A 21,269-nucleotide genomic window follows, 5' to 3' on the forward strand; every position below is an offset into this window, starting at 1 on the left:
ATGCGGCAATTGATATAATCTGAAAATACCATGCAAAAAACTTCTTTTAGAAATCACCGGGTTGAGCGATTCAGCTCACGACAAGTCACTAAGCAGCGTAAAGAAAACCAGCCAAAACGCGTGGTTTTGTTCAATAAACCCTACGATGTTTTGCCACAATTTACTGACGAGGCTGGCAGAAGCACGTTAAAAGATTTTATTCCCGTGCCGGGAATTTATGCGGCGGGCCGACTCGACCGGGACAGCGAAGGGCTTTTGGTGCTGACCAATGACGGCGCGCTGCAGGCGCGGTTAACGCAACCTGGTAAGCGTACCGGGAAAATTTATTACGTCCAGGTTGAAGGCGAGCCGACAGCAGAAGCGCTGGACGCCCTGCGTAACGGAGTAACGCTCAATGATGGCCCCACGCTACCCGCAGGCATTGAAGTAGTAGAGGAGCCCGTATGGCTGTGGCCGAGAAATCCGCCGATTCGGGAACGGAAAAACATTCCCACCAGCTGGTTGAAAGTTACCTTATATGAAGGTCGCAACCGTCAGGTACGTCGTATGACAGCGAATGTTGGATTTCCTACGCTGCGCCTCATCCGCTATGCCATGGGGGATTACACGCTGGAAAATCTTGCTAACGGCGAGTGGCGGGAACTGAAATCGTAACCGTACGGTTTAACGTGAGTGTTAACAGGGAAGAATGATAAAAAATGGATAAGCAGCTTTTTGCAGCATTCATCCTGCTCGGCGTGTCACCGTTTTGTTCAGCAAAACTGGACTGTGAGACAATTGCCGGAACAGCAGCCGGAGAGGCAAACTACCTTTATGAGTCTGCCAAAGTAAAAACCGACTCACGCCTGCATTTCTATTCTGCACCAGCAACAGAGTGTCAACTCCCCGCGTTCATGGTCAATGGCGACACCGTCGAGGTACTCAGGAGTTCACAGCGCTACAAAAGCACGGGCATGCTTTCCAAAGATGAGCCTTATAGTTACGTACGTTATCGGGACGCTAAAGGAACCTTCGCCACCGGCTGGGTCTCGGTAGATGGATTAACGCCGTTATCCAGTCCGCTTGCAGTAAGCGCGTCTTGCCAGACATGGGCAAATAAAGCGATGTCGCAGCGCGGGTTCTTACCCTCCTCCTCCACAAACCACTATCAGGTAACAGGAGACACCCGCGCATGGTTCTATACGATGCCAACCGAACAGTGTCGCAGCCCGTCCGTATTTTTAGTGCCCGGCGACCTCGTCTCTGTACAAGAACAATCCAACGATGATTTTATGGAAGCGGTCTACTACACCACCGATCGCCAAATTATACGCGGTTGGTTAAAAAAGTCGCAGTTACAGGCTATAAACAGCGGTGACCACTATCGCGACGACATCAACCCGCTGTCGACAGAAAAGGCAACGAGAGTCGCCACCCTTGGGCTACGTCACGACCACCAATGTATCTTTTATGAAAGCTGGAATGCTAAAAAGGCCATTGAGATTATCGTGCGCGAGGATCATCAAACCGCATTGTGCCGTGGAGGGGCCGACCCACAAACGTCACCTCCCGTGGCTTATATCAGTATCGACAAGGCCAGCGGCGAAATTAGCTGGCCAGATGTTACCGAAGGATTTGCTGAGGAATAAGGGGAAAACATGTTCAAACCGCACGTCACGGTCGCCTGCATTGTGCATGCAGAAGATAAATTCTTAGTCGTTGAAGAAACGATCAATGGCAAAGCCTTGTGGAATCAACCAGCAGGACACCTGGAAGCCGATGAAACGCTGGTGCAAGCCGCAGCACGCGAACTGTGGGAAGAAACGGGCATTAAAGCGCAGCCGCAGCATTTCATTCGTATGCATCAATGGATTGCGCCGGACAGAACGCCCTTTTTGCGTTTTCTTTTCTCTATCGAGCTTGCCAATATGTGCGCTACAGAACCCCATGACAGCGATATAGATTGCTGTCGTTGGGTCAGCGCAGAAGAGATTTTCTCTGCGCCAAACCTGCGTTCGCCGTTGGTTGCAGAGAGTATTCGCTGTTATCAGAGCGGACAGCGCTACCCACTGGCCATGATCGGCGAATTTAACTGGCCGTTTACAGAGGGTGTCAAGTAAAGGGCTGCGTGCTAGAATATGCCGCCTTGAAGTTCAATGTCGTGAGTATTCCTATGTCTGAAAGCCCAAAAAAAGTGATCGTCGGCATGTCCGGCGGTGTCGATTCCTCCGTTTCTGCCTGGCTGTTACAACAACAGGGCTATCAGGTAGAAGGCCTGTTCATGAAGAACTGGGAAGAGGACGATGGCGAGGAATACTGCACAGCGGCCGCCGACCTTGCGGATGCGCAGGCTGTCTGTGACAAACTCGGCATTGAACTGCATACCGTCAACTTTGCCGCAGAATACTGGGACAACGTCTTTGAACTGTTCCTTGAAGAGTACAAAGCGGGCCGTACGCCAAACCCGGATATTCTGTGCAATAAAGAAATTAAGTTTAAAGCCTTCCTTGAGTTTGCCGCCGAAGATTTAGGTGCCGATTACATCGCCACCGGTCACTACGTGCGTCGCGCGGATGTCGACGGCAAAAGCCGCCTGCTGCGTGGGCTCGATGGCAATAAAGACCAGAGTTATTTCCTCTATACACTCGGCCATGAGCAAATCGCGCAAAGCCTGTTCCCGGTCGGTGAACTGGAAAAACCGCAGGTGCGTAAAATTGCCGAAGATCTTGGTCTGATTACGGCCAAGAAAAAAGACTCCACCGGCATCTGCTTCATTGGCGAACGTAAGTTCCGCGAGTTTCTTGGTCGTTACCTGCCGGCTCAGCCAGGCAAAATCATCACCGTTGACGGCGAAGAGATTGGCCAGCATCAGGGGCTGATGTACCACACTCTGGGTCAACGTAAAGGTCTGGGTATTGGCGGAACGAAAGAAGGGACAGAAGATCCATGGTATGTGGTGGATAAAGACGTTGAGAACAACATTCTGGTTGTCGCTCAGGGTCATGAACATCCACGTCTGATGTCCGTTGGCCTGGTGGCGCAACAGCTGCATTGGGTCGATCGCGAACCGTTCACCGGCACCATGCGCTGCACGGTGAAAACCCGCTATCGTCAGACCGACATTCCGTGCACCGTTAAGGCACTGGATGCTGAGCGTATTGAAGTCATTTTCGACGAGCCAGTCGCGGCGGTCACGCCGGGTCAGTCGGCTGTCTTTTACAATGGCGAAGTGTGCCTCGGCGGCGGCATTATCGAACAACGATTGCCTCTGCCGGTATAATTACTTACACATTTGATACAAGGAAGCAGTGAACGTGGCAAAGAATTATTATGACATCACCCTCGCCCTGGCAGGCATTTGTCAGTCGGCACGTCTGGTGCAGGAACTGGCGCACCAGGGGCATTGTGATGCCGATGCATTACACGTTTCACTGAACAGTGTCATCGACATGAATCCCAGCTCTACGCTGGGCGTGTTTGGCGGCAGCGAAGCCAACCTGCGTCTTGGCCTTGAAACGCTGCTTGGCGTGCTGAACGCCAGCAGTCGTCAGGGACTGAATGCGGAACTCACCCGCTATACGCTAAGCCTGATGGTGCTGGAGCGTAAGCTGTCAGCGGCCAAGGGCGCTATGGACACGCTGGGAGACCGTATTAGCGGCTTGCAGCGCCAGCTGGACCATTTTGATTTGCAGTCAGAAACGTTGATGAGTGCGATGGCTGGCATTTATGTTGACGTCATCAGCCCACTCGGCCCGCGTATTCAGGTCACGGGTTCCCCGGCCATCCTTCAGAGCCCACAAGTACAGGCTAAAGTACGCGCTTCGCTGCTGGCTGGCATCCGTGCTGCCGTGCTCTGGCATCAGGTTGGTGGAGGCCGTCTGCAACTCATGTTTTCTCGTAATCGCCTGACGACTCAGGCAAAACAAATTCTTGCTCATTTAACCCCGGAGTTGTGATCTATGGAATTATCCTCACTGACCGCCGTTTCCCCTGTCGATGGACGCTACGGCGATAAAGTCAGCGCGCTGCGCGGGATTTTCAGCGAATACGGTTTGCTGAAATTCCGTGTACAGGTTGAAGTACGCTGGCTGCAAAAACTGGCCGCGCACGCAGCGATCAAGGAAGTTCCTGCTTTTGCTGCCGACGCAATCGGTTTCCTTGATGCGATCGTCGCTAACTTCAATGAAGAAGATGCTGCGCGCATCAAAACCATTGAGCGTACGACCAACCATGATGTGAAGGCAGTTGAGTATTTCCTGAAAGAGAAAGTGGCGGATATCCCGGAACTGCACGCTGTTTCCGAATTTATCCACTTTGCGTGTACCTCAGAAGACATCAACAACCTGTCTCACGCGCTGATGCTGAAAACCGCACGCGACGAAGTGGTTCTGCCGTACTGGCGTAAGCTTATCGACGCGGTGAAAGATCTGTCTGTTCAGTATCGCGATATTCCTCTGCTCTCCCGTACCCACGGTCAGCCAGCCACCCCGTCTACGCTAGGCAAAGAAATGGCTAACGTGGCTTACCGTATGGAGCGTCAGTATCGTCAGCTCAACCAGGTTGAAATTCTTGGTAAGATCAATGGTGCAGTCGGTAACTATAATGCCCACATCGCTGCTTACCCGGAAGTTGACTGGCATCAGTTCAGCGAAGAGTTTGTCACCTCGCTGGGCATCCAGTGGAACCCGTACACCACGCAGATTGAGCCGCACGACTACATTGCCGAGCTGTTTGACTGCATCGCCCGTTTCAACACTATCCTGATCGACTTTGACCGCGATGTCTGGGGTTACGTGGCGCTGAACCATTTTAAACAGAAAACCATCGCGGGTGAAATCGGCTCTTCCACCATGCCGCACAAAGTTAACCCCATCGATTTCGAAAACTCCGAGGGTAACCTGGGTCTGTCTAACGCGGTTCTGCAGCACCTGGCGAGCAAACTGCCGGTCTCCCGCTGGCAGCGTGACCTGACTGACTCTACCGTTCTGCGTAACCTGGGCGTAGGTATTGGCTATGCGCTGATCGCCTATCAGTCCACGCTGAAAGGCGTGAGCAAACTGGAAGTGAACCGCGATCATCTGCTGGATGAACTGGACCATAACTGGGAAGTTCTGGCAGAGCCGATTCAGACCGTGATGCGTCGCTACGGTATTGAAAAGCCGTACGAGAAGCTGAAAGAACTGACCCGCGGTAAGCGTGTTGACGCCGAAGGTATGAAGCAGTTTATCGACAGTCTGGCGCTGCCGGAAGAAGAGAAAACTCGCCTGAAAGCAATGACGCCTGCCAATTATATTGGTCGCGCCATCACCATGGTTGATGAACTGAAGTAATCTGTTTGATGCCGGAGCGCGCTTGCACCTGTTCCGGTATTTCGTTCATATCGTAGTAAGCCGGAATGCATCAGCGTTTCCGGCTTTTTTATTGCCCACGAGATTATCCCTTCCCCCGGTTTATTAAATGTTTATCCCCACAGCCACATAATCAGCGTTAAACTATTCATACCATTATTTTAGGGAGAAACGATGATGCGCGTACTGGTTGTCGAGGATAATGCTTTATTACGCCACCACCTCAAGGTTCAGTTGCAGGATTTAGGGCATCAGGTGGATGATGCAGAAGATGCGAAGGAAGCGGACTATTATCTGAATGAACATCTGCCGGATATCGCGATCGTTGATTTAGGACTCCCCGATGAAGATGGTTTGTCGCTGATCCGCCGCTGGCGCAGTAATGAGGTTTCGCTGCCGATTCTGGTATTAACCGCACGCGAAGGCTGGCAGGATAAAGTGGAAGTCCTCAGCGCCGGTGCTGACGATTACGTCACCAAACCGTTTCACATCGAAGAAGTGGCTGCGCGCATGCAGGCACTGATGCGCCGCAACAGCGGTCTGGCATCGCAAATTATCTCCCTTCCGCCTTTTCAGGTGGACCTCTCTCGACGCGAGTTATCCGTCAATGATGAAGTTATCAAGCTCACTGCGTTTGAATACACCATTATGGAAACGCTCATCCGTAATAATGGCAAAGTGGTCAGTAAAGATTCGCTCATGCTGCAGCTTTACCCGGATGCCGAGCTGCGCGAAAGTCACACCATTGATGTTCTAATGGGACGTCTGCGTAAGAAAATTCAGGCGCAATATCCGGACGACGTCATCACCACCGTGCGTGGTCAGGGATATCTTTTTGAACTGCGCTAATGAATAAACTATTGCGTCATTTTTTCCCGCTATCGCTACGGTTGCGCTTTTTACTGGCAACCGCAGGCGTTGTATTAGTGCTCTCGCTGGCCTACGGCATGGTTGCTCTGGTGGGCTACAGCGTCAGCTTTGATAAGACAACGTTTCGCCTGCTGCGGGGTGAAAGTAATCTGTTTTATACCCTGGCAAAGTGGGAAAACGGCAAGATAAACGTCGAGCTGCCTGAAAATCTCGATATGCAAAGCCCAACAATGTCGCTGATCTATAACGAAAGCGGTGAGTTGTTGTGGGCTCAGCGCAATGTTCCCTGGCTGACGAAAAGTATCCAACCGGACTGGCTAAAAACGAACGGTTTTCATGAAATTGAAGCCAATGTAGACGCCACCAGCACTTTACTGGGCGAAGATCACTCCGCTCAGCAGCAGTTAAAAGAAGTCAGAGAAGATGATGACGACGCCGAAATGACCCACTCGGTGGCGGTGAACGTCTACCCCGCCACTGCCAGAATGCCGCAACTGACCATTGTAGTTGTCGATACCATTCCTATAGAGCTGAAGCGCTCTTATATGGTCTGGAGTTGGTTTATTTATGTGCTGGTCGCCAATCTGTTGCTGGTCATTCCGCTGTTATGGGTGGCCGCCTGGTGGAGCCTGCGGCCGATTGAATCGCTGGCCCGCGAAGTCCGTGAGCTTGAGGAACATCATCGTGAGATGCTAAACCCCGCTACCACACGCGAATTGACCAGCCTGGTTCGTAATCTCAATCGACTTTTAAAAAGTGAACGTGAGCGCTACGATAAATACCGCACCACGTTAACCGATCTCACTCATAGCCTGAAAACGCCACTGGCGGTACTGCAAAGTACGTTGCGCTCAATGCGTAATGAAAAGATGAACGTCAGCGACGCAGAGCCTATCATGCTGGAACAAATCAGCCGTATTTCCCAACAGATAGGCTATTACCTGCATCGCGCCAGTATGCGTGGCAGCAGTGCCCTACTCAGCCGCGAGCTGCACCCGGTCGCGCCGTTGCTGGATAAGCTCACCTCGGCGCTGAATAAGGTATATCAGCGCAAAGGGGTCAACATTAATCTCGATATCTCACCTGAGATCAGCTTTGTGGGCGAACAGAATGATTTTGTCGAGGTATTGGGCAACGTCTTGGATAACGCCTGTAAATATTGTCTGGAGTTTGTCGAGATTTCGGCGCAACTGTCTGAGGAGCAGCTGCATATTCTGGTCGAAGACGATGGTCCTGGTATTCCGCAAAGCAAACGGGAAGTGGTGTTTGACCGCGGACAGCGCGTAGATACACTACGTCCCGGACAAGGCGTCGGTCTGGCGGTGGCGCGAGAAATCACCGAACAGTATGACGGGCAGATTATTGCTGGTGATAGCCTGCTGGGTGGTGCGCGCATGGAAGTTATTTTTGGTCGCCAGCAGCCGGGCCAGAAAGACGAGTAACCGTCGCATGTAATAAATATGTACTGACTTCACGCTTGAGGTTAAGTATCCGTTATAATCGGTTGCAGATACCAGCCTGCGGGATGCTCACTATGGAATACCAACTCACACTTAATTGGCCCGATTTTCTTGAACGCCACTGGCAGAAACGCCCGGTGGTCTTAAAACGCGGGTTTAACAACTTTATTGATCCTCTTTCTCCTGACGAACTGGCTGGACTGGCAATGGAAAGCGAAGTCGACAGCCGACTCGTCAGCCATCAGGATGGTAAATGGCAGGTTAGCCACGGTCCCTTCGAAAGCTACGACCATCTTGGCGAGAACAACTGGTCTTTGCTGGTGCAGGCGGTCAACCACTGGCACGAACCTACCGCCGCGCTGATGCGCCCGTTCCGTGAATTACCGGACTGGCGTATCGACGATCTGATGATTTCTTTCTCTGTACCCGGCGGCGGCGTTGGCCCGCACCTGGATCAGTACGATGTATTTATCATTCAGGGAACCGGTCGTCGTCGCTGGCGCGTAGGCGAAAAGCTGCAGTTGAAGCAGCACTGCCCTCACCCGGATCTCCTTCAGGTCGACCCGTTCGAAGCCATCATTGATGAAGAGCTGGAACCCGGCGATATTCTGTACATTCCACCGGGATTCCCGCACGAAGGCTATGCGTTAGAAAACGCGATGAACTATTCGGTTGGCTTCCGTGCGCCAAACACTCGCGAGCTGATCAGCGGCTTCGCCGATTACGTTTTACAACGCGAACTGGGCAGCACCTATTACAGCGATCCTGATCTGCCACCGCGCGATCATCCGGCAGATGTTCTGCCGCAGGAAATGGACAAGCTGCGCGAAATGATGCTGGGCCTGATTAATCAGCCAGAACATTTCCAGCAGTGGTTTGGCGAGTTTATTTCTCAGTCTCGTCATGAGCTGGATATTGCCCCGCCGGAGCCACCGTATCAGCCAGACGAAATTTATGATGCCCTGAAACAAGGTGATGTGTTAGTGCGTCTGGGCGGATTGCGCGTATTGCGCATTGGCGACGACGTCTACGCTAACGGTGAGAAAATTGATTCACCGCATCGTCCTGCGCTGGAAGCGCTGGCCAGTCATATTGTGCTGACGGCTGAGAACTTTGAGGATGCGCTGGAAGATCCTTCTTTCCTTGCAATGCTTGCCGCGCTGGTCAACAGCGGGTACTGGTTCTTCGAAGGGTAATGCGGACTGTGCCTGATGCGACGCAATGCGTCTTATCAGGCTACTGGAGTGAAATATTGTAGGCCGGATAAGCAAAGCGCCATCCGGCAACTACACATATTTTATTTTTGTTTCGCGGCCAATTCAGCAATACGCACAATCACCTGCACCGCTTTTTCCATTCCTTCCAGGGTTACAAACTCATGCTTACCATGATAGTTGTAGCCGCCGGTGAACAGATTCGGACACGGTAATCCCATAAATGACAGCTGTGCGCCGTCAGTGCCGCCACGGATCGGTTTCAGCACCGGCTCAATATCGCAATCGCGCATCGCCTGCTGGGCGATATCCAGCACGTGCGAATGCTCAATCACTTTTTCGCGCATATTGTAGTAACTGTCTTCAATCACCAGTTCGATATAGCAGTCCGGGTGTAACCCTTTGCCGACCTTCTTGGCGATATCCATGATCTTGCGTTTACGCGCTTCAAACTGCTTACGGTCAAAATCACGAATAATGTAGTGCATATCCGCCCGATCGACCGTCCCTTTCATGCTCGCCAGATGATAAAAGCCTTCGTAGCCTTCCGTCTTCTCCGGGCTTTCATCTGCCGGGACCTCAGCGTGAATACGCGCCGCCAGCGACAGCGCATTCACCATCACCCCTTTTGCGGTGCCGGGATGCACATTGTTGCCAACAATTTTGATATTAACCGACGCGGCGTTGAAGTTCTCAAACTCCAACTCACCTACGCCACCACCGTCAACGGTATAGGCCCACTGCGCATCGAATGCCGCAACATCAAAATGCTTCGCCCCTTTACCCACTTCTTCGTCCGGCGTAAAGGCCACGCGGATATCACCGTGCGGAATATTTTTTTGGATAAGCACAGCCAGTGCGGTCATGATTTCCGCCACGCCTGCTTTATCATCCGCGCCCAGCAACGTTTTACCGTCTGTGGTGATCAGCGTCTGACCCAGAAGTTGATGCAGCACCGGGAACATCACCGGCGATAAAACTTCATCACCAATGCCTAACGCAATATCGCCACCGCGATAGTTTTCAACGATTTGCGGATTGACATTTTTACCGCTGAAATCCGGTGAGGTATCCACATGGGAAATAAAGCCGATCGCAGGAATATTGCCAGCAACGTTCGCGGGTAACGTTGCCATCAGCGTGCCTTTTTCGCTCAGTGAAATATTAACCAGCCCCATCTCTTCGAGCTGTTGTTTGAGCAGTTGCAATAATTTCCACTGTCCTTCGGTGCTGGGTACCTGCCGCACGCCCGATTTTGATTGGGTGTCCAGCGACACGTAGTGTAAAAAACGCTCAAGTAGTTTATCCATGCAGTCACCCTCACTTTTTGTGACAACATTATCAATAAGCAACAAAAGACAAATATTGCGTCAGGTCACTTTTATCCCCGCAAGTGAGAATATTTCGCCCTGACATCCCCTCTGACTATAGGGCTAAGTCAGTAATTCGCAACAAGGATTGGCGATTACAATGGTTTGCCGTAGAATAACGGCCCTCATTAAGAGTCATCAAGGTGGTTAACCACAAACCCCGCATCGGTCAGCCATCCGTTGCGTTTACATGGGACAGAGTAAAAAATTGAATAAACAACCGCGTTCGCTTTCTCCACTGGTGCAATTAGCGGGAATTCGCAAAAGTTTCGATGGCAAAGAGGTGATTTCCAGCCTGGATTTGACCATCAATAATGGCGAGTTTCTTACGCTGCTTGGCCCCTCTGGCTGCGGTAAAACAACCGTTCTTCGCCTGATTGCCGGTCTGGAAACGGTTGATTCCGGTCATATTTTGTTGGACAACGAGGACATCACTCACGTTCCAGCGGAAAATCGCTACGTGAATACCGTCTTCCAAAGCTATGCGCTATTCCCCCACATGACTGTGTTTGAAAATGTGGCCTTTGGTTTGCGCATGCAAAAAACGCCCGCAGCCGACATTTCTCCCCGCGTTACCGAAGCCCTGCGCATGGTGCAACTGGAAGAGTTCGCCCAGAGAAAACCGCATCAACTTTCCGGCGGACAGCAGCAGCGCGTAGCGATTGCCCGAGCAGTGGTCAACAAACCCCGCTTACTCTTGTTAGATGAATCCCTCTCTGCGCTGGACTACAAACTGCGTAAGCAGATGCAGAATGAACTGAAAGCACTGCAGCGTAAGCTTGGTATCACTTTTGTCTTTGTCACACACGATCAGGAAGAAGCGCTAACCATGTCCGACCGCATCGTGGTGATGCGCGATGGTAAGATTGAGCAGGACGGTACGCCGCGCGAAATCTACGAAGAGCCAAAGAATCTGTTTGTCGCCGGGTTTATCGGCGAGATCAATATGTTTAACGCCACGGTGATTGAACGTCTGGATGAACAGCGTGTTCGTGCTAACGTTGAAGGCCGCGAGTGCAATATTTATGTCAACTTCGCGGTAGTTCCCGGACAAAAGCTGCACGTCCTGTTACGCCCTGAAGATTTGCGCGTTGATGAAATCAATGATGATAATCATATCGAAGGCCTGATCGGCTACGTGCGCGAACGCAACTACAAAGGCATGACGCTGGAGTCGGTTGTAGAACTGGAAAATGGCAAGATGGTGATGGTCAGTGAATTCTTCAACGAAGACGATCCTGACTTTGACCACTCGCTCGACCAGAAAATGGCAATTAACTGGGTAGAAAGCTGGGAGGTCGTACTGGCTGATGAAGAGCACAAGTAAATTCCAGAGTGTGGTGATCTTCACCATTGTCGGTTGGCTTGTGTTATTTGTCTTTCTGCCCAACCTGATGATCATCGGCACCAGCTTTTTGACCCGTGACGACGCCAATTTCGTCAAAATGGTCTTTACGCTGGAGAACTATACGCGCCTGCTCGATCCGCTCTATTTTGAGGTACTGGTTCACTCCCTCAATATGGCGCTGATTGCCACGCTCGCCTGTCTGGTACTCGGCTACCCGTTTGCCTGGTTTTTGGTGAAACTGCCGGAAAAAGTACGCCCGCTGCTGCTGTTCCTGCTGATTGTTCCGTTCTGGACCAATTCTCTGATTCGCATCTACGGACTCAAAATTTTCCTCAGTACCAAAGGCTATCTCAACGAGTTTCTGTTATGGCTCGGCGTTATCGATACACCCATTCGCATTATGTTTACCCCCAGCGCGGTGATTATCGGGCTGGTATACATCCTGCTGCCGTTTATGGTGATGCCGCTCTATTCCAGCATTGAAAAGCTCGATAAACCGCTGCTGGAAGCCGCACGCGATTTAGGCGCCAGTAAGCTTCAGACCTTCACCCGCATCATTATTCCGTTGACGATGCCGGGGATTATCGCCGGATGCCTGCTGGTCATGCTGCCCGCAATGGGGCTGTTTTACGTTTCCGACTTAATGGGCGGCGCGAAAAACCTGCTGATTGGTAACGTAATTAAAGTTCAGTTCCTGAACATTCGTGACTGGCCGTTTGGCGCCGCCACCAGCATAACGCTGACTATCGTGATGGGGCTGATGCTACTGGTCTACTGGCGCGCCTCCCGCTTACTGAACAAGAAGGTGGAACTCGAATGATCGGTCGACTGCTTCGCGGCGGTTTTATGACCGCTATCTACGCGTATCTGTATATTCCAATCATCATTCTGATTGTGAACTCCTTTAACAGTTCGCGCTTTGGCATCAACTGGCAGGGTTTTACTACTAAATGGTACGGCCTGCTGATGAATAACGACAGCCTGTTGCAGGCGGCGCAGCACTCGCTGACGATGGCGGTGCTATCCGCCACCTTTGCCACCTTGATCGGCTCACTCACTGCGGTTGCGCTGTACCGTTACCGTTTTCGCGGTAAACCGTTCGTCAGTGGCATGCTGTTCGTGGTGATGATGTCGCCGGATATTGTGATGGCAATATCTCTGCTGGTGCTGTTTATGCTGATCGGCATTCAACTGGGCTTCTGGTCGCTGCTGTTCTCGCATATCACTTTTTGTCTGCCTTTTGTGGTGGTGACGGTTTACTCTCGCCTGAAAGGTTTTGATGTCCGCATGCTTGAGGCGGCTAAAGATTTGGGTGCCAGCGAAGTAACTATTCTGCGCAAGATAATACTACCACTGGCTATGCCTGCGGTGGCTGCGGGTTGGTTGCTGAGTTTTACGCTGTCGATGGATGATGTTGTTGTTTCATCTTTCGTCACCGGACCGGGTTATGAAATTTTGCCATTAAAAATCTACTCAATGGTTAAAGTCGGCGTATCACCAGAGGTGAACGCGCTGGCGACCATTTTGTTGGTTCTGTCGCTGGTTATGGTGATTGCCAGCCAGCTTATTGCACGTGATAAAACCAAGGGCCGCTAAGGCCCTTAATTCAGGGGACGTTAAATGATGAAAAAATGGTCACGCCACCTGCTCGCGGCGGGTGCTCTGGCACTGGGCATGAGCGCCGCTCACGCGAATGACAACAACACGCTCTATTTCTATAACTGGACTGAATACGTCCCACCGGGTCTGCTGGAACAGTTCACCAAAGAAACCGGCATTAAGGTTATCTATTCGACCTACGAGTCGAATGAAACCATGTACGCCAAGCTCAAAACCTATAAAGACGGCGCATACGATTTGGTGGTCCCGTCCACCTATTACGTCGATAAAATGCGTAAAGAAGGCATGATCCAGAAGATCGACAAGTCGACGTTGACCAACTTCCACAACCTCGATCCGGAAATGCTCAACAAGCCGTTTGACCCAAACAATGACTACTCCATCCCGTATATCTGGGGTGCAACGGCCATTGGCGTCAACAGCGATGCTATCGATCCGAAAACCGTCACCAGTTGGGCCGATCTGTGGAAGCCGGAGTACAAAGGCAGTCTGCTGTTAACGGATGATGCGCGAGAAGTGTTCCAGATGGCGCTGCGCAAGCTGGGATATTCCGGCAATACCACCGATCCCAAAGAGATTGAAGCCGCCTATAACGAGTTGAAGAAGCTGATGCCTAACGTTGCGGCATTTAACTCTGACAACCCGGCCAATCCGTATATGGAAGGCGAAGTCAATCTGGGAATGGTGTGGAACGGCTCCGCGTATGTTGCGCGTCAGGCGGGCACACCGTTGGAAGTGGTATGGCCGAAAGAAGGTGGCATTTTCTGGATGGACAGCCTGTCTATTCCGGCTAACGCGAAAAACAAAGAAGGTGCGCTGAAGCTGATTAACTTCCTGCTGCGCCCGGACGTCGCGAAAGAAGTCGCAGAAACTATCGGTTACCCGACGCCGAACCTGGCAGCACGCAAGCTGTTAAGTCCTGAGGTCGCGAACGACAAAACGCTCTACCCTGACGCGGAAACCATCAACAAAGGGGAATGGCAAAACGATGTCGGTTCCGCCAGCGCTATCTACGAAGAGTATTATCAGAAGCTAAAAGCAGGACGCTAATACTCGTGCAACCCGGCAGGCGTCGCTGCGCCGGGTTGCTACCTGCCAATCCCTACTTTTTACGCCTTTCGGCTGATTCCCGCTCCCCAGTTTCTGGCTATGCTTACAGTATTCCAGGCCGGCTTCTGAGGCTTCCAATGACAACGTTCTGGCTGCTACTTGAGTTGGCTAATCTGATCGTATTTACGCTGGTGATTCTCCCACGTAAGCAACCGGTAAACGCTCGTCCTTTGCTGCCTGTCACCGCAACCCGCCTGCTACGGCTCACCTTTTTAATACCGATCCTGGTTTTTGGTTATAGCCTGTTTTTCAGTCATCAGATTGGTCCGGTGGAGTGGGGATGTCTGATTTTGGCGATCGTAGGTAACGCGCTGGTCATCAAAGGAAAATGGGATTTGGGGGAGAGCCACACATGGACAGGCTACTATTTACCTCGTGCAAAAAGGGTTACGCGCGGCATTTTTGCCTGGATTGCGCACCCCATGTATACCGGAATTATTCTGGTGATTATCTCGTGCAGCCTGGTTTACATTACCCGACTACCCATATGGCTGAGCGCACTGGGGCTGATCTGTTGTTTTTACATCGTTGGATTTTTGATTATGGCGGCCCTGCGTGAGGACCGCCAGCTTGTACAGGCTTAAACAGTATTATCCGGATAGCCGTTACAGCCCTTTCAATAACTTCTCAACGAACTCAGGCACTACCTGGCTTGCCGGACCGTAATACTTCTCTTCAAACTCACTGCCTACCTGACTCGGTTCGAGATTGAGTTCTACCGTATGTGCCCCATGCAGCCGCGCCTCATGCACAAAACCCGCTGCCGGATAAACATGTCCCGATGTGCCAATCGCAATGAACACATCTGCCATTGCCAGTGCCATATAAATTTCATCCATACCCAGCGGCATTTCACCAAACCACACTACGTGTGGTCGCAGCGGTGCCGGAAACTGGCAGCAATGACATTTATCTTCCGGTGTCACATCGCCCGTCCATTCCAGAATCTGCCCGCTTTGCGAACAGCGAACTTTGAGCAACTCGCCGTGCATATGGATAACGTTCTGGCTACCCGCACGCTCATGCAGATTATCAATGTTCTGCGTCACCAGTAAAAAACGATCGCCCAGCTCGGCTTCGAGTTTTGCCAGTGCGATATGCGCCGCGTTGGGTTGGATTTCAGGCTGCTGCAACTGATGGCGACGGGCGTTATAAAACGACTGAACCAGTTCCGGGTTTCGACTAAATCCTTCTGGAGTCGCAACGTCCTCTACCCGATGTTCTTCCCAGAGACCATCCGCCGCGCGGAATGTTCGAATTCCTGACTCAGCGGAGATTCCCGCTCCAGTCAGTACCAGCACTCTTGGTTTTTCCATCAATTCAGGCACCACTCTGTCTCTGAAAAAGATTCGTTGACGCAGGCGATCGCGCAAATGGCGTTTATTTTTACGAAAGCGGCTTAACCGATGACCCCGACGCGACAGCATAACAACCTCTTTGTATTAATCGGTAAGATGTAGGAAAGCAGCCCCGCGCATCCCGCCGGCATCACCGTGCCGTGCCTGCTCAATACGCGGTACCCGGGCAACCGGCAGCAGATGACGTGGCAGTCGATCCGCCAGTTGCGTCGTAATAGCGGTAAAATTCGACAAGCCTCCGCCAATCACCACCAAATCAGGATCGACGATAGTCAGGATATTCCCAAGACACACCGCCAGCAAATCCAGATAGCGTTCAACGTGGGCACGCGCGTGTTCATCACCCTGCTCCCACAGCGCGATAATTTCGCGGGCATCCAGCGGTTGATGGTAGTAATGCTGATACAACCACGCAAATCCACCGCCGGAAAGATAGCTTTCGATGCATCCCAGTTGACCGCATCCGCAGCGGCGCAGCGGGAAATCAAAGCCCATCAGCGTCAGCGCATCGACCGGCAAACGAATATGACCAAACTCACCTGTGATATAGCTGCGTCCGGTGATGGATTTCCCGTTAAGCACCAGGCCGCCGCCGACGCCCGTACCGAGGATCAACCCCATTACCAGCGGATATTGGGTGAACTCGTCATCCCAGGCTTCGGAGAGAGCAAAACAGTTCGCATCGTTATCCAGACGCACATCGCGGTCAAGGCGAGCGCTGAGATCGGCGCGGAGCGGTTTGCCACTGGCGGCAGGAACATTGGCCGCGTACAGCGTGCCGTCTTCGGTTTCCGGCATGCCCGGAATGCCGATGCCTACCGAACCTTTGATGCCGAACCGCTGATCCGCTTCCGTCACCAGATTGCAGACCGCATCAAGGAAAGCGTCGTAGCTGTCGCGAGGCGTAGGAACGCGAGTTTCCCATTGCAGACGACGTTGCTTATCAAACACGCCCAGCGCAATTTTGGTCCCGCCGATGTCAAATCCGTAATACATCACCGCTCCTTGATACACGTCATCCTTCAAGATGCCTCTACGTTGGCTACGCCTTGATGCAGCATGAATGCTGTCGTGTATTATTGTTGTTATTGGCCGCTAAGTACTCTCGCAGGATCAATATTGCTGGCGCGACGCGCCGGATACCAACTTGCCAAAAGACTCAGCACGAGTGCTGTCACCAGCACGTAAATCACATCCAGCCAGTGTAATTCCGATGGCAGGAAGTCAATGAAATAGATATCGCCGGACAGGAACTGATGGCCGATAAGCGCCTCAATCCCGTTTATGATCGGCGTCAGTTGCAACGACACAACCACCCCTATGACGACGCCTATCAGGCTACCGAACAGACCCGCCAGCAGGCCGTACCAGACAAAAATGGCACGGATCAACCCATCTTTCGCCCCGAGGGTTCTTAATACCGCAATATCGCCGCTTTTGTCTTTTACCGCCATCACTAACGTGGAAACGATATTAAAACAGGCCACGCCAATCACCAGCACCATAGCCAGATACATAATGGCGCGGATCATCTGAATATCGCGGTACATATAGCCGTAGGTGCCGATCCAGCTCTTGATGTAAACATAGTTATTGGTGACTTCACCCGCGTCTCGCACCAGCTTATTGGCTTTAAACACGTCGTTAACCTTCAGCGCGATCCCGGAAACGCTGGTTCCCATATCAAGATATTGCTGCGCATCTTCCATTGGGATCATGGCAAAGCTGTGATCGAGCTGACCACTCAGTTGCAGGATCCCCGTCACGTGCAAACGCACGCGTTTAGGCTGCTGTAGCTTATGATCCGCACTGGCGTTAGGGATCATAATCGACACCCAGTCGCCCTGCTTCACCTTCAGCGCATCGGCAATACCCTTACCAATGATGATTTGTTGTTCACCGGCTTTAAAATTATCCCAGGCGTGGTTTTGCACAAAGGATGGCAACGCGCTTAAACGCTGTTCCTGTTTCGGGTCAACGCCCTTCACCTGCACCGCGCGTAAGTTCGCCCCGCTCTCCACCAGTCCGGTAAAGTTGATATAAGGCGCCGCGGCGACAATACCCGACACTTTTTGTACCTTGTCGAGCGCTTCCTGCCAGTTATTCCACGGCTGATTTACGGCTTCAATCTCTCCGTGTGGGACTACGGCCAGAATACGGTTGTTCAGCTCACGCTCAAATCCGTTCATGGCACTTAAACCGACGATCAACACCGCCACACCCAACGCGATGCCAACGGTAGATATCACCGAAATTAACGAAACCATACCGCCGCGCCGCCGACCACGGCTAAAGCGCAGACCAATCAATAACGATAAAGGCGAAGCCATTACTCAGCTCCCATCAGGCTCAGTTCAGCCGTCAGGCGACCATCGCGCATTTCAAGCTGGCGACTCATTCGCTTCGCCAGTTGCAGATCGTGCGTCACCACCAGAAATGCCGTGCCCTGAGAGCGGTTCAGCTCACCCAGAAGCTCGAAAATGCTGTCCGCGTTACGCGCATCCAGGTTACCCGTTGGCTCATCTGCCAGGACCAGGCGCGGGTTATTCACCAGCGCACGCGCGATGGCCACCCGCTGACGTTCGCCGCCAGACAGTTCAGACGGGCGATGACTGGCACGATGATCCAACCCTACCGCTTTCAGCATATCCCGTGCGCGCTCGGTGATTTCAGCCGGTTTTTTCTTGCCGATCAGCAGCGGCATCGCTACGTTTTCCAGCGCCGTAAAATCCGGCAGCAAATGGTGGAACTGGTAAATAAAGCCCAGCTTCTGATTACGCAGTTCCGCTTTCGCCGCCGACGAGAGCTTGCTCATTGGCTGACCGCTAAAAATGACGTCGCCGGAAGTCGGGGTATCCAACCCACCTAACAGATGCAGCAACGTACTCTTGCCGGAGCCTGAGCTGCCGACAATCGCCATCATCTCACCTTCGCCGACGCAAAAACTGACATCGTGCAGTACATCGGTCTGCACAGTGCCTTCCTGATAGCGTTTGCACAGGTTGTCGCATTGCAACAGGATCTTATTCATAACGTAAAGCCTCAGCGGGTTGAGTGGCGGCAGCGCGCCAGGAAGGATAAAGCGTAGACAGCAGCGCGATGGCCATCGCCACCAGCGCAATGACGATAACCTGCAGCGGCTCGATAGCGACCGGCAGCGCAGCGCCATCCAGCAGCACACCAATAATTGGCATCAGATTGTTCAGTTGGCTGGCGAGCAAGGCACCCAGTACAGCGCCCAGCAGCGCGCCAATCACCCCGGCACTGGCCCCCTGAACCATAAACACCATCATTATCTGCCGCGGCGTTAGCCCCTGCGTTTGTAAAATCGCCACTTCCCCTTGCTTCTCCATTACCATCAGACCCAGCGAGGTAATAATATTAAAAGCCGCCACCGCCACGATCAGGCTAAGCAGCAGCCCCATCATGTTCTTTTCCATGCGCACGGCCTGGAACAGTTCCCCTTTGCGCTCGCGCCAGTCCTGCCATTTGGTGCCTTGCGGCAGCGTTTGCTGGCTCAGCGTGTCAACTTTTAACGGTTCGTTCAGCCACAGACGCCAGCCAGTGATATTACCCACCGGATAGCGCATCAGACGCGAGGCATCCTGAATGTTGGTCAGCATCTGGTAGCCATCGACTTCGCTGTTGGCGGCGAAAGTGCCAATCACCGTAAACAAACGCTGGCTCGGCAAACGCCCCATCGGCGTAAACTGGCTGGCCGAGGGCACCATCACACGGATTTGATCGCCACGGTTCACGCCCAACTGCCCGGCAAGCTGCTCGCCGAGGATGACATTATACTTACCCGGTTGCAGATCTGTTTGCTTCACATTGACCAGATACGGCGTTAACGGATCTTTTTGCGCCGGATCGATACCGAGCATCACGCCGACCGCCACGCTACGCGCACTTTGCAGCACCACATCTCCCGTAGTTATGGGTGCAACGCGGTTGACGCCGTTCAACACCACCGCTTTTTCCGGCAGTTGTTGCGGGTTGAGGGAACCCTGTTCAGACGAGAGTACGGCCTGAGGCATCAGGCCAAGAATATTGTTTTGCAGCTCGCGCTCGAAACCGTTCATCACCGACAACACCGTGACCAGCGCCATTACCCCGAGAGTAATGCCTATGGTGGAGAGCCAGGAAACGAAGCGACCGAAGCGATCTGCTGCACGCCCACGCATATAACGCAGGCCGATGAATAGAGCGACAGGTTGGTACATGAAATCCGTCTGGTTGCTGTTAGCAAAGTCACGAGTATATAAGCGAAAGCGGAATGGGTAAATGACTGAACCGTAAGTGTTCGTCAGCACTATTCCTAAAAGTATAAATAAATCAATTCGCTAAAGTTGTCCCTCTTTCCTTCAGCCCGGGTCCCTGATCTTTATCTTAAAAAAACAAAATGCAGACAGTTACGCATTACAGCGCACAGCGGGTTGCGCAGGATGGCAGGCTATAGCCAACAATATGGATACGCCGTCTCGATGAAGAAAAAAGAACTATGGATTAATCAAATCAAAGGGTTATGTATTTGTCTGGTGGTAATTTACCACTCGGTAATCACGTTTTACCCGCACCTCACTACTTTTCAGCATCCGCTTTCAGAGCTGCTGAGCAAATGCTGGATTTACCTCAATTTGTACCTGGCGCCGTTTCGCATGCCGGTCTTTTTCTTTATTTCGGGGTATCTGATCCGTCGCTACATTGATAGCGTCCCGTGGACAACCTGCGTGGATAAGCGGATCTGGAGCATTGCCTGGGTGCTGGTGCTTTGGGGAGTGGTGCAATGGCTGGCGTTAGTCGCGCTCAATAACTGGCTGGCCCCACAGCGCGATCTGAGTCATGCCGCCAACGCCGCGTATGCCGATTCGATCGCGGGTTTTACCCACGGAATGCTGACCGCCAGCACCAGCTTGTGGTATCTGTACGCGCTGATTGTCTATTTTGTTCTGTGTAAGATTTTCAGCCGCTGGGCGGTGCCGCTGTTGGCGTTATTTGTGGTGCTGAGCGTGGCGATCAATTTTGTCCCGACGCCGTGGTGGGGAATGAACAGCGTGATTCGCAATCTGCCCTGGTACAGCCTCGGTGCATGGTTTGGCGCAACGCTGATGGTATGGATCAAGGAGGTGCCCCTGCGCCGCCATGCGGTCATTGTTCTGGTTAGCGCAATCGCCGCCGTCGTCGCGTGGCTGGCAAATGTCTCACTATTACTTTCTCTGCTTTCCATTGTGCTGATCATGAAGCTGTTTTATCAATTTGAGTTGCGCTTTGGTATGCGTGAGTCCGGCCCGTTAAGCGTGATTGGTGCCAATACCATCGCCATCTACACCACCCACCGTATTCTGGTTGAGCTGTTCAGCTTAACGCTAATCCCCAAAATCAATCATACCGCCTGGCCTGCATATGCGGAGCTGGCCCTGCTGCTGGTGTATCCGTTCGCCTGCCTGCTACTGTGCACCTTGTTTGGCCTGTTGGTACGTAAAATTTCACAAAAAACAGTGGCCGACCTGCTCTTTTCTCCACCTTCTTTATCAGCCGTCTCGCGCTAACCCCAACGCGCTTTTTGCCCCCATCAGGGGGCGAATCAATTTG

21 protein-coding genes are annotated in these 21,269 nt (G+C 52.3%); 15 read left to right on the top strand and 6 right to left on the bottom strand.

Translation table 11 applies throughout. The annotated features are described in order from the left end of the window. Nucleotides 1–30 precede the first annotated feature (30 nt). From rluE to roxA, 9 genes are all read left to right on the top strand, one after another. On the top strand, nt 31–654 hold the full coding sequence (rluE, locus tag OGY04_RS08000; RefSeq protein ID WP_137378236.1) for a 23S rRNA pseudouridine(2457) synthase RluE: 624 nt from the start codon (nt 31–33) through the stop codon (nt 652–654). A gap of 44 nt (nt 655–698) precedes the next feature. Next, nucleotides 699–1,628 carry a hypothetical protein gene (locus tag OGY04_RS08005; protein WP_286585091.1) on the top strand — a complete coding sequence of 310 codons (930 nt, stop codon included), beginning with the start codon at nt 699–701 and terminating at the stop codon, nt 1,626–1,628. A 9-nt stretch (nt 1,629–1,637) separates the two neighbouring features. Beyond that, a complete protein-coding gene (locus OGY04_RS08010; protein ID WP_008784446.1) occupies nt 1,638–2,099 on the top strand; it encodes an NUDIX hydrolase in 462 nt (153 codons plus the stop codon). A gap of 53 nt (nt 2,100–2,152) precedes the next feature. Continuing rightward, complete coding sequence (mnmA, locus tag OGY04_RS08015; RefSeq protein ID WP_003832402.1) at nt 2,153–3,259, top strand: tRNA 2-thiouridine(34) synthase MnmA; 1,107 nt, start codon at nt 2,153–2,155, stop codon at nt 3,257–3,259. Between the two features lie 34 nt (nt 3,260–3,293). Beyond that, nucleotides 3,294–3,935 carry a high frequency lysogenization protein HflD gene (gene hflD / locus OGY04_RS08020; protein ID WP_003832401.1) on the top strand — a complete coding sequence of 214 codons (642 nt, stop codon included), beginning with the start codon at nt 3,294–3,296 and terminating at the stop codon, nt 3,933–3,935. A gap of 3 nt (nt 3,936–3,938) precedes the next feature. Further along, nucleotides 3,939–5,309, top strand: coding sequence for an adenylosuccinate lyase (gene purB / locus OGY04_RS08025; RefSeq protein ID WP_032943086.1), 1,371 nt, complete (start codon nt 3,939–3,941; stop codon nt 5,307–5,309). Nucleotides 5,310–5,504: 195 nt separating this feature from the next. Then, nucleotides 5,505–6,176 (top strand): two-component system response regulator PhoP, encoded by a 672-nt coding sequence (phoP, locus tag OGY04_RS08030; protein WP_003846709.1) that lies wholly within the window; start codon nt 5,505–5,507, stop codon nt 6,174–6,176. Continuing rightward, nucleotides 6,176–7,639 carry a two-component system sensor histidine kinase PhoQ gene (gene phoQ, locus OGY04_RS08035; RefSeq protein ID WP_174770443.1) on the top strand — a complete coding sequence of 488 codons (1,464 nt, stop codon included), beginning with the start codon at nt 6,176–6,178 and terminating at the stop codon, nt 7,637–7,639. Before phoP ends, phoQ begins: the two co-directional genes overlap by 1 nt. Before the next feature lie 92 nt (nt 7,640–7,731). Further along, nucleotides 7,732–8,853 carry a [50S ribosomal protein L16]-arginine 3-hydroxylase gene (gene roxA, locus OGY04_RS08040; RefSeq protein WP_003030786.1) on the top strand — a complete coding sequence of 374 codons (1,122 nt, stop codon included), beginning with the start codon at nt 7,732–7,734 and terminating at the stop codon, nt 8,851–8,853. A 101-nt stretch (nt 8,854–8,954) separates the two neighbouring features. On the opposite strand, the gene pepT is transcribed toward roxA, so the two are convergent. Next, nucleotides 8,955–10,181 carry a peptidase T gene (gene pepT / locus OGY04_RS08045; protein ID WP_286585092.1) on the bottom strand — a complete coding sequence of 409 codons (1,227 nt, stop codon included), beginning with the start codon at nt 10,179–10,181 and terminating at the stop codon, nt 8,955–8,957. Between the two features lie 250 nt (nt 10,182–10,431). On the opposite strand from pepT, the gene potA reads away from it, so the two are divergent. The 5 genes from potA to OGY04_RS08070 all read left to right on the top strand — a co-directional run bounded on the left by potA (nt 10,432) and on the right by OGY04_RS08070 (nt 14,903). Then, entirely contained in the window at nt 10,432–11,568 is a 1,137-nt protein-coding gene (gene potA / locus OGY04_RS08050; protein WP_003832287.1) for a spermidine/putrescine ABC transporter ATP-binding protein PotA, read from the top strand. Further along, a complete protein-coding gene (gene potB, locus OGY04_RS08055) occupies nt 11,552–12,409 on the top strand; it encodes a spermidine/putrescine ABC transporter permease PotB (RefSeq protein ID WP_286585093.1) in 858 nt (285 codons plus the stop codon). Before potA ends, potB begins: the two co-directional genes overlap by 17 nt. After that, nucleotides 12,406–13,185, top strand: coding sequence for a spermidine/putrescine ABC transporter permease PotC (gene potC / locus OGY04_RS08060; RefSeq protein WP_003030794.1), 780 nt, complete (start codon nt 12,406–12,408; stop codon nt 13,183–13,185). The genes potB and potC overlap by 4 nt, the downstream gene beginning before the upstream one ends. Nucleotides 13,186–13,212: 27 nt before the next feature. Then, nucleotides 13,213–14,259 (top strand): spermidine/putrescine ABC transporter substrate-binding protein PotD, encoded by a 1,047-nt coding sequence (potD, locus tag OGY04_RS08065; protein WP_003030797.1) that lies wholly within the window; start codon nt 13,213–13,215, stop codon nt 14,257–14,259. Nucleotides 14,260–14,396: 137 nt separating this feature from the next. Further along, entirely contained in the window at nt 14,397–14,903 is a 507-nt protein-coding gene (locus tag OGY04_RS08070) for a methyltransferase family protein (protein WP_235124158.1), read from the top strand. A 21-nt stretch (nt 14,904–14,924) separates the two neighbouring features. Here the strand turns inward: OGY04_RS08070 and cobB are convergent, their stop codons facing one another. The 5 genes from cobB to lolC form a co-directional block, all read right to left on the bottom strand. Beyond that, complete coding sequence (gene cobB / locus OGY04_RS08075) at nt 14,925–15,746, bottom strand: Sir2 family NAD+-dependent deacetylase (protein ID WP_003832281.1); 822 nt, start codon at nt 15,744–15,746, stop codon at nt 14,925–14,927. Nucleotides 15,747–15,761: 15 nt separating this feature from the next. Then, nucleotides 15,762–16,673 (bottom strand): N-acetylglucosamine kinase, encoded by a 912-nt coding sequence (gene nagK, locus OGY04_RS08080; protein ID WP_020996481.1) that lies wholly within the window; start codon nt 16,671–16,673, stop codon nt 15,762–15,764. Between the two features lie 89 nt (nt 16,674–16,762). Next, on the bottom strand, nt 16,763–18,007 hold the full coding sequence (gene lolE, locus OGY04_RS08085; RefSeq protein WP_218659365.1) for a lipoprotein-releasing ABC transporter permease subunit LolE: 1,245 nt from the start codon (nt 18,005–18,007) through the stop codon (nt 16,763–16,765). Next, entirely contained in the window at nt 18,007–18,708 is a 702-nt protein-coding gene (gene lolD / locus OGY04_RS08090; RefSeq protein ID WP_003832278.1) for a lipoprotein-releasing ABC transporter ATP-binding protein LolD, read from the bottom strand. The genes lolE and lolD overlap by 1 nt, the downstream gene beginning before the upstream one ends. Beyond that, nucleotides 18,701–19,900: a lipoprotein-releasing ABC transporter permease subunit LolC gene (lolC, locus tag OGY04_RS08095; protein WP_032934420.1), complete on the bottom strand. Its 1,200-nt coding sequence runs from the start codon at nt 19,898–19,900 to the stop codon at nt 18,701–18,703. Before lolC ends, lolD begins: the two co-directional genes overlap by 8 nt. A gap of 261 nt (nt 19,901–20,161) precedes the next feature. Between lolC and OGY04_RS08100 the strand changes: the two genes are divergently transcribed. Then, nucleotides 20,162–21,226 (top strand): acyltransferase family protein, encoded by a 1,065-nt coding sequence (locus OGY04_RS08100; protein ID WP_258735606.1) that lies wholly within the window; start codon nt 20,162–20,164, stop codon nt 21,224–21,226. The last annotated feature ends 43 nt before the right edge of the window (nt 21,227–21,269 follow it).

This window comes from Citrobacter sp. Cpo091 (assembly GCF_030332645.1).
Classification (GTDB): Bacteria; Pseudomonadota; Gammaproteobacteria; order Enterobacterales; family Enterobacteriaceae; genus Citrobacter; species Citrobacter portucalensis.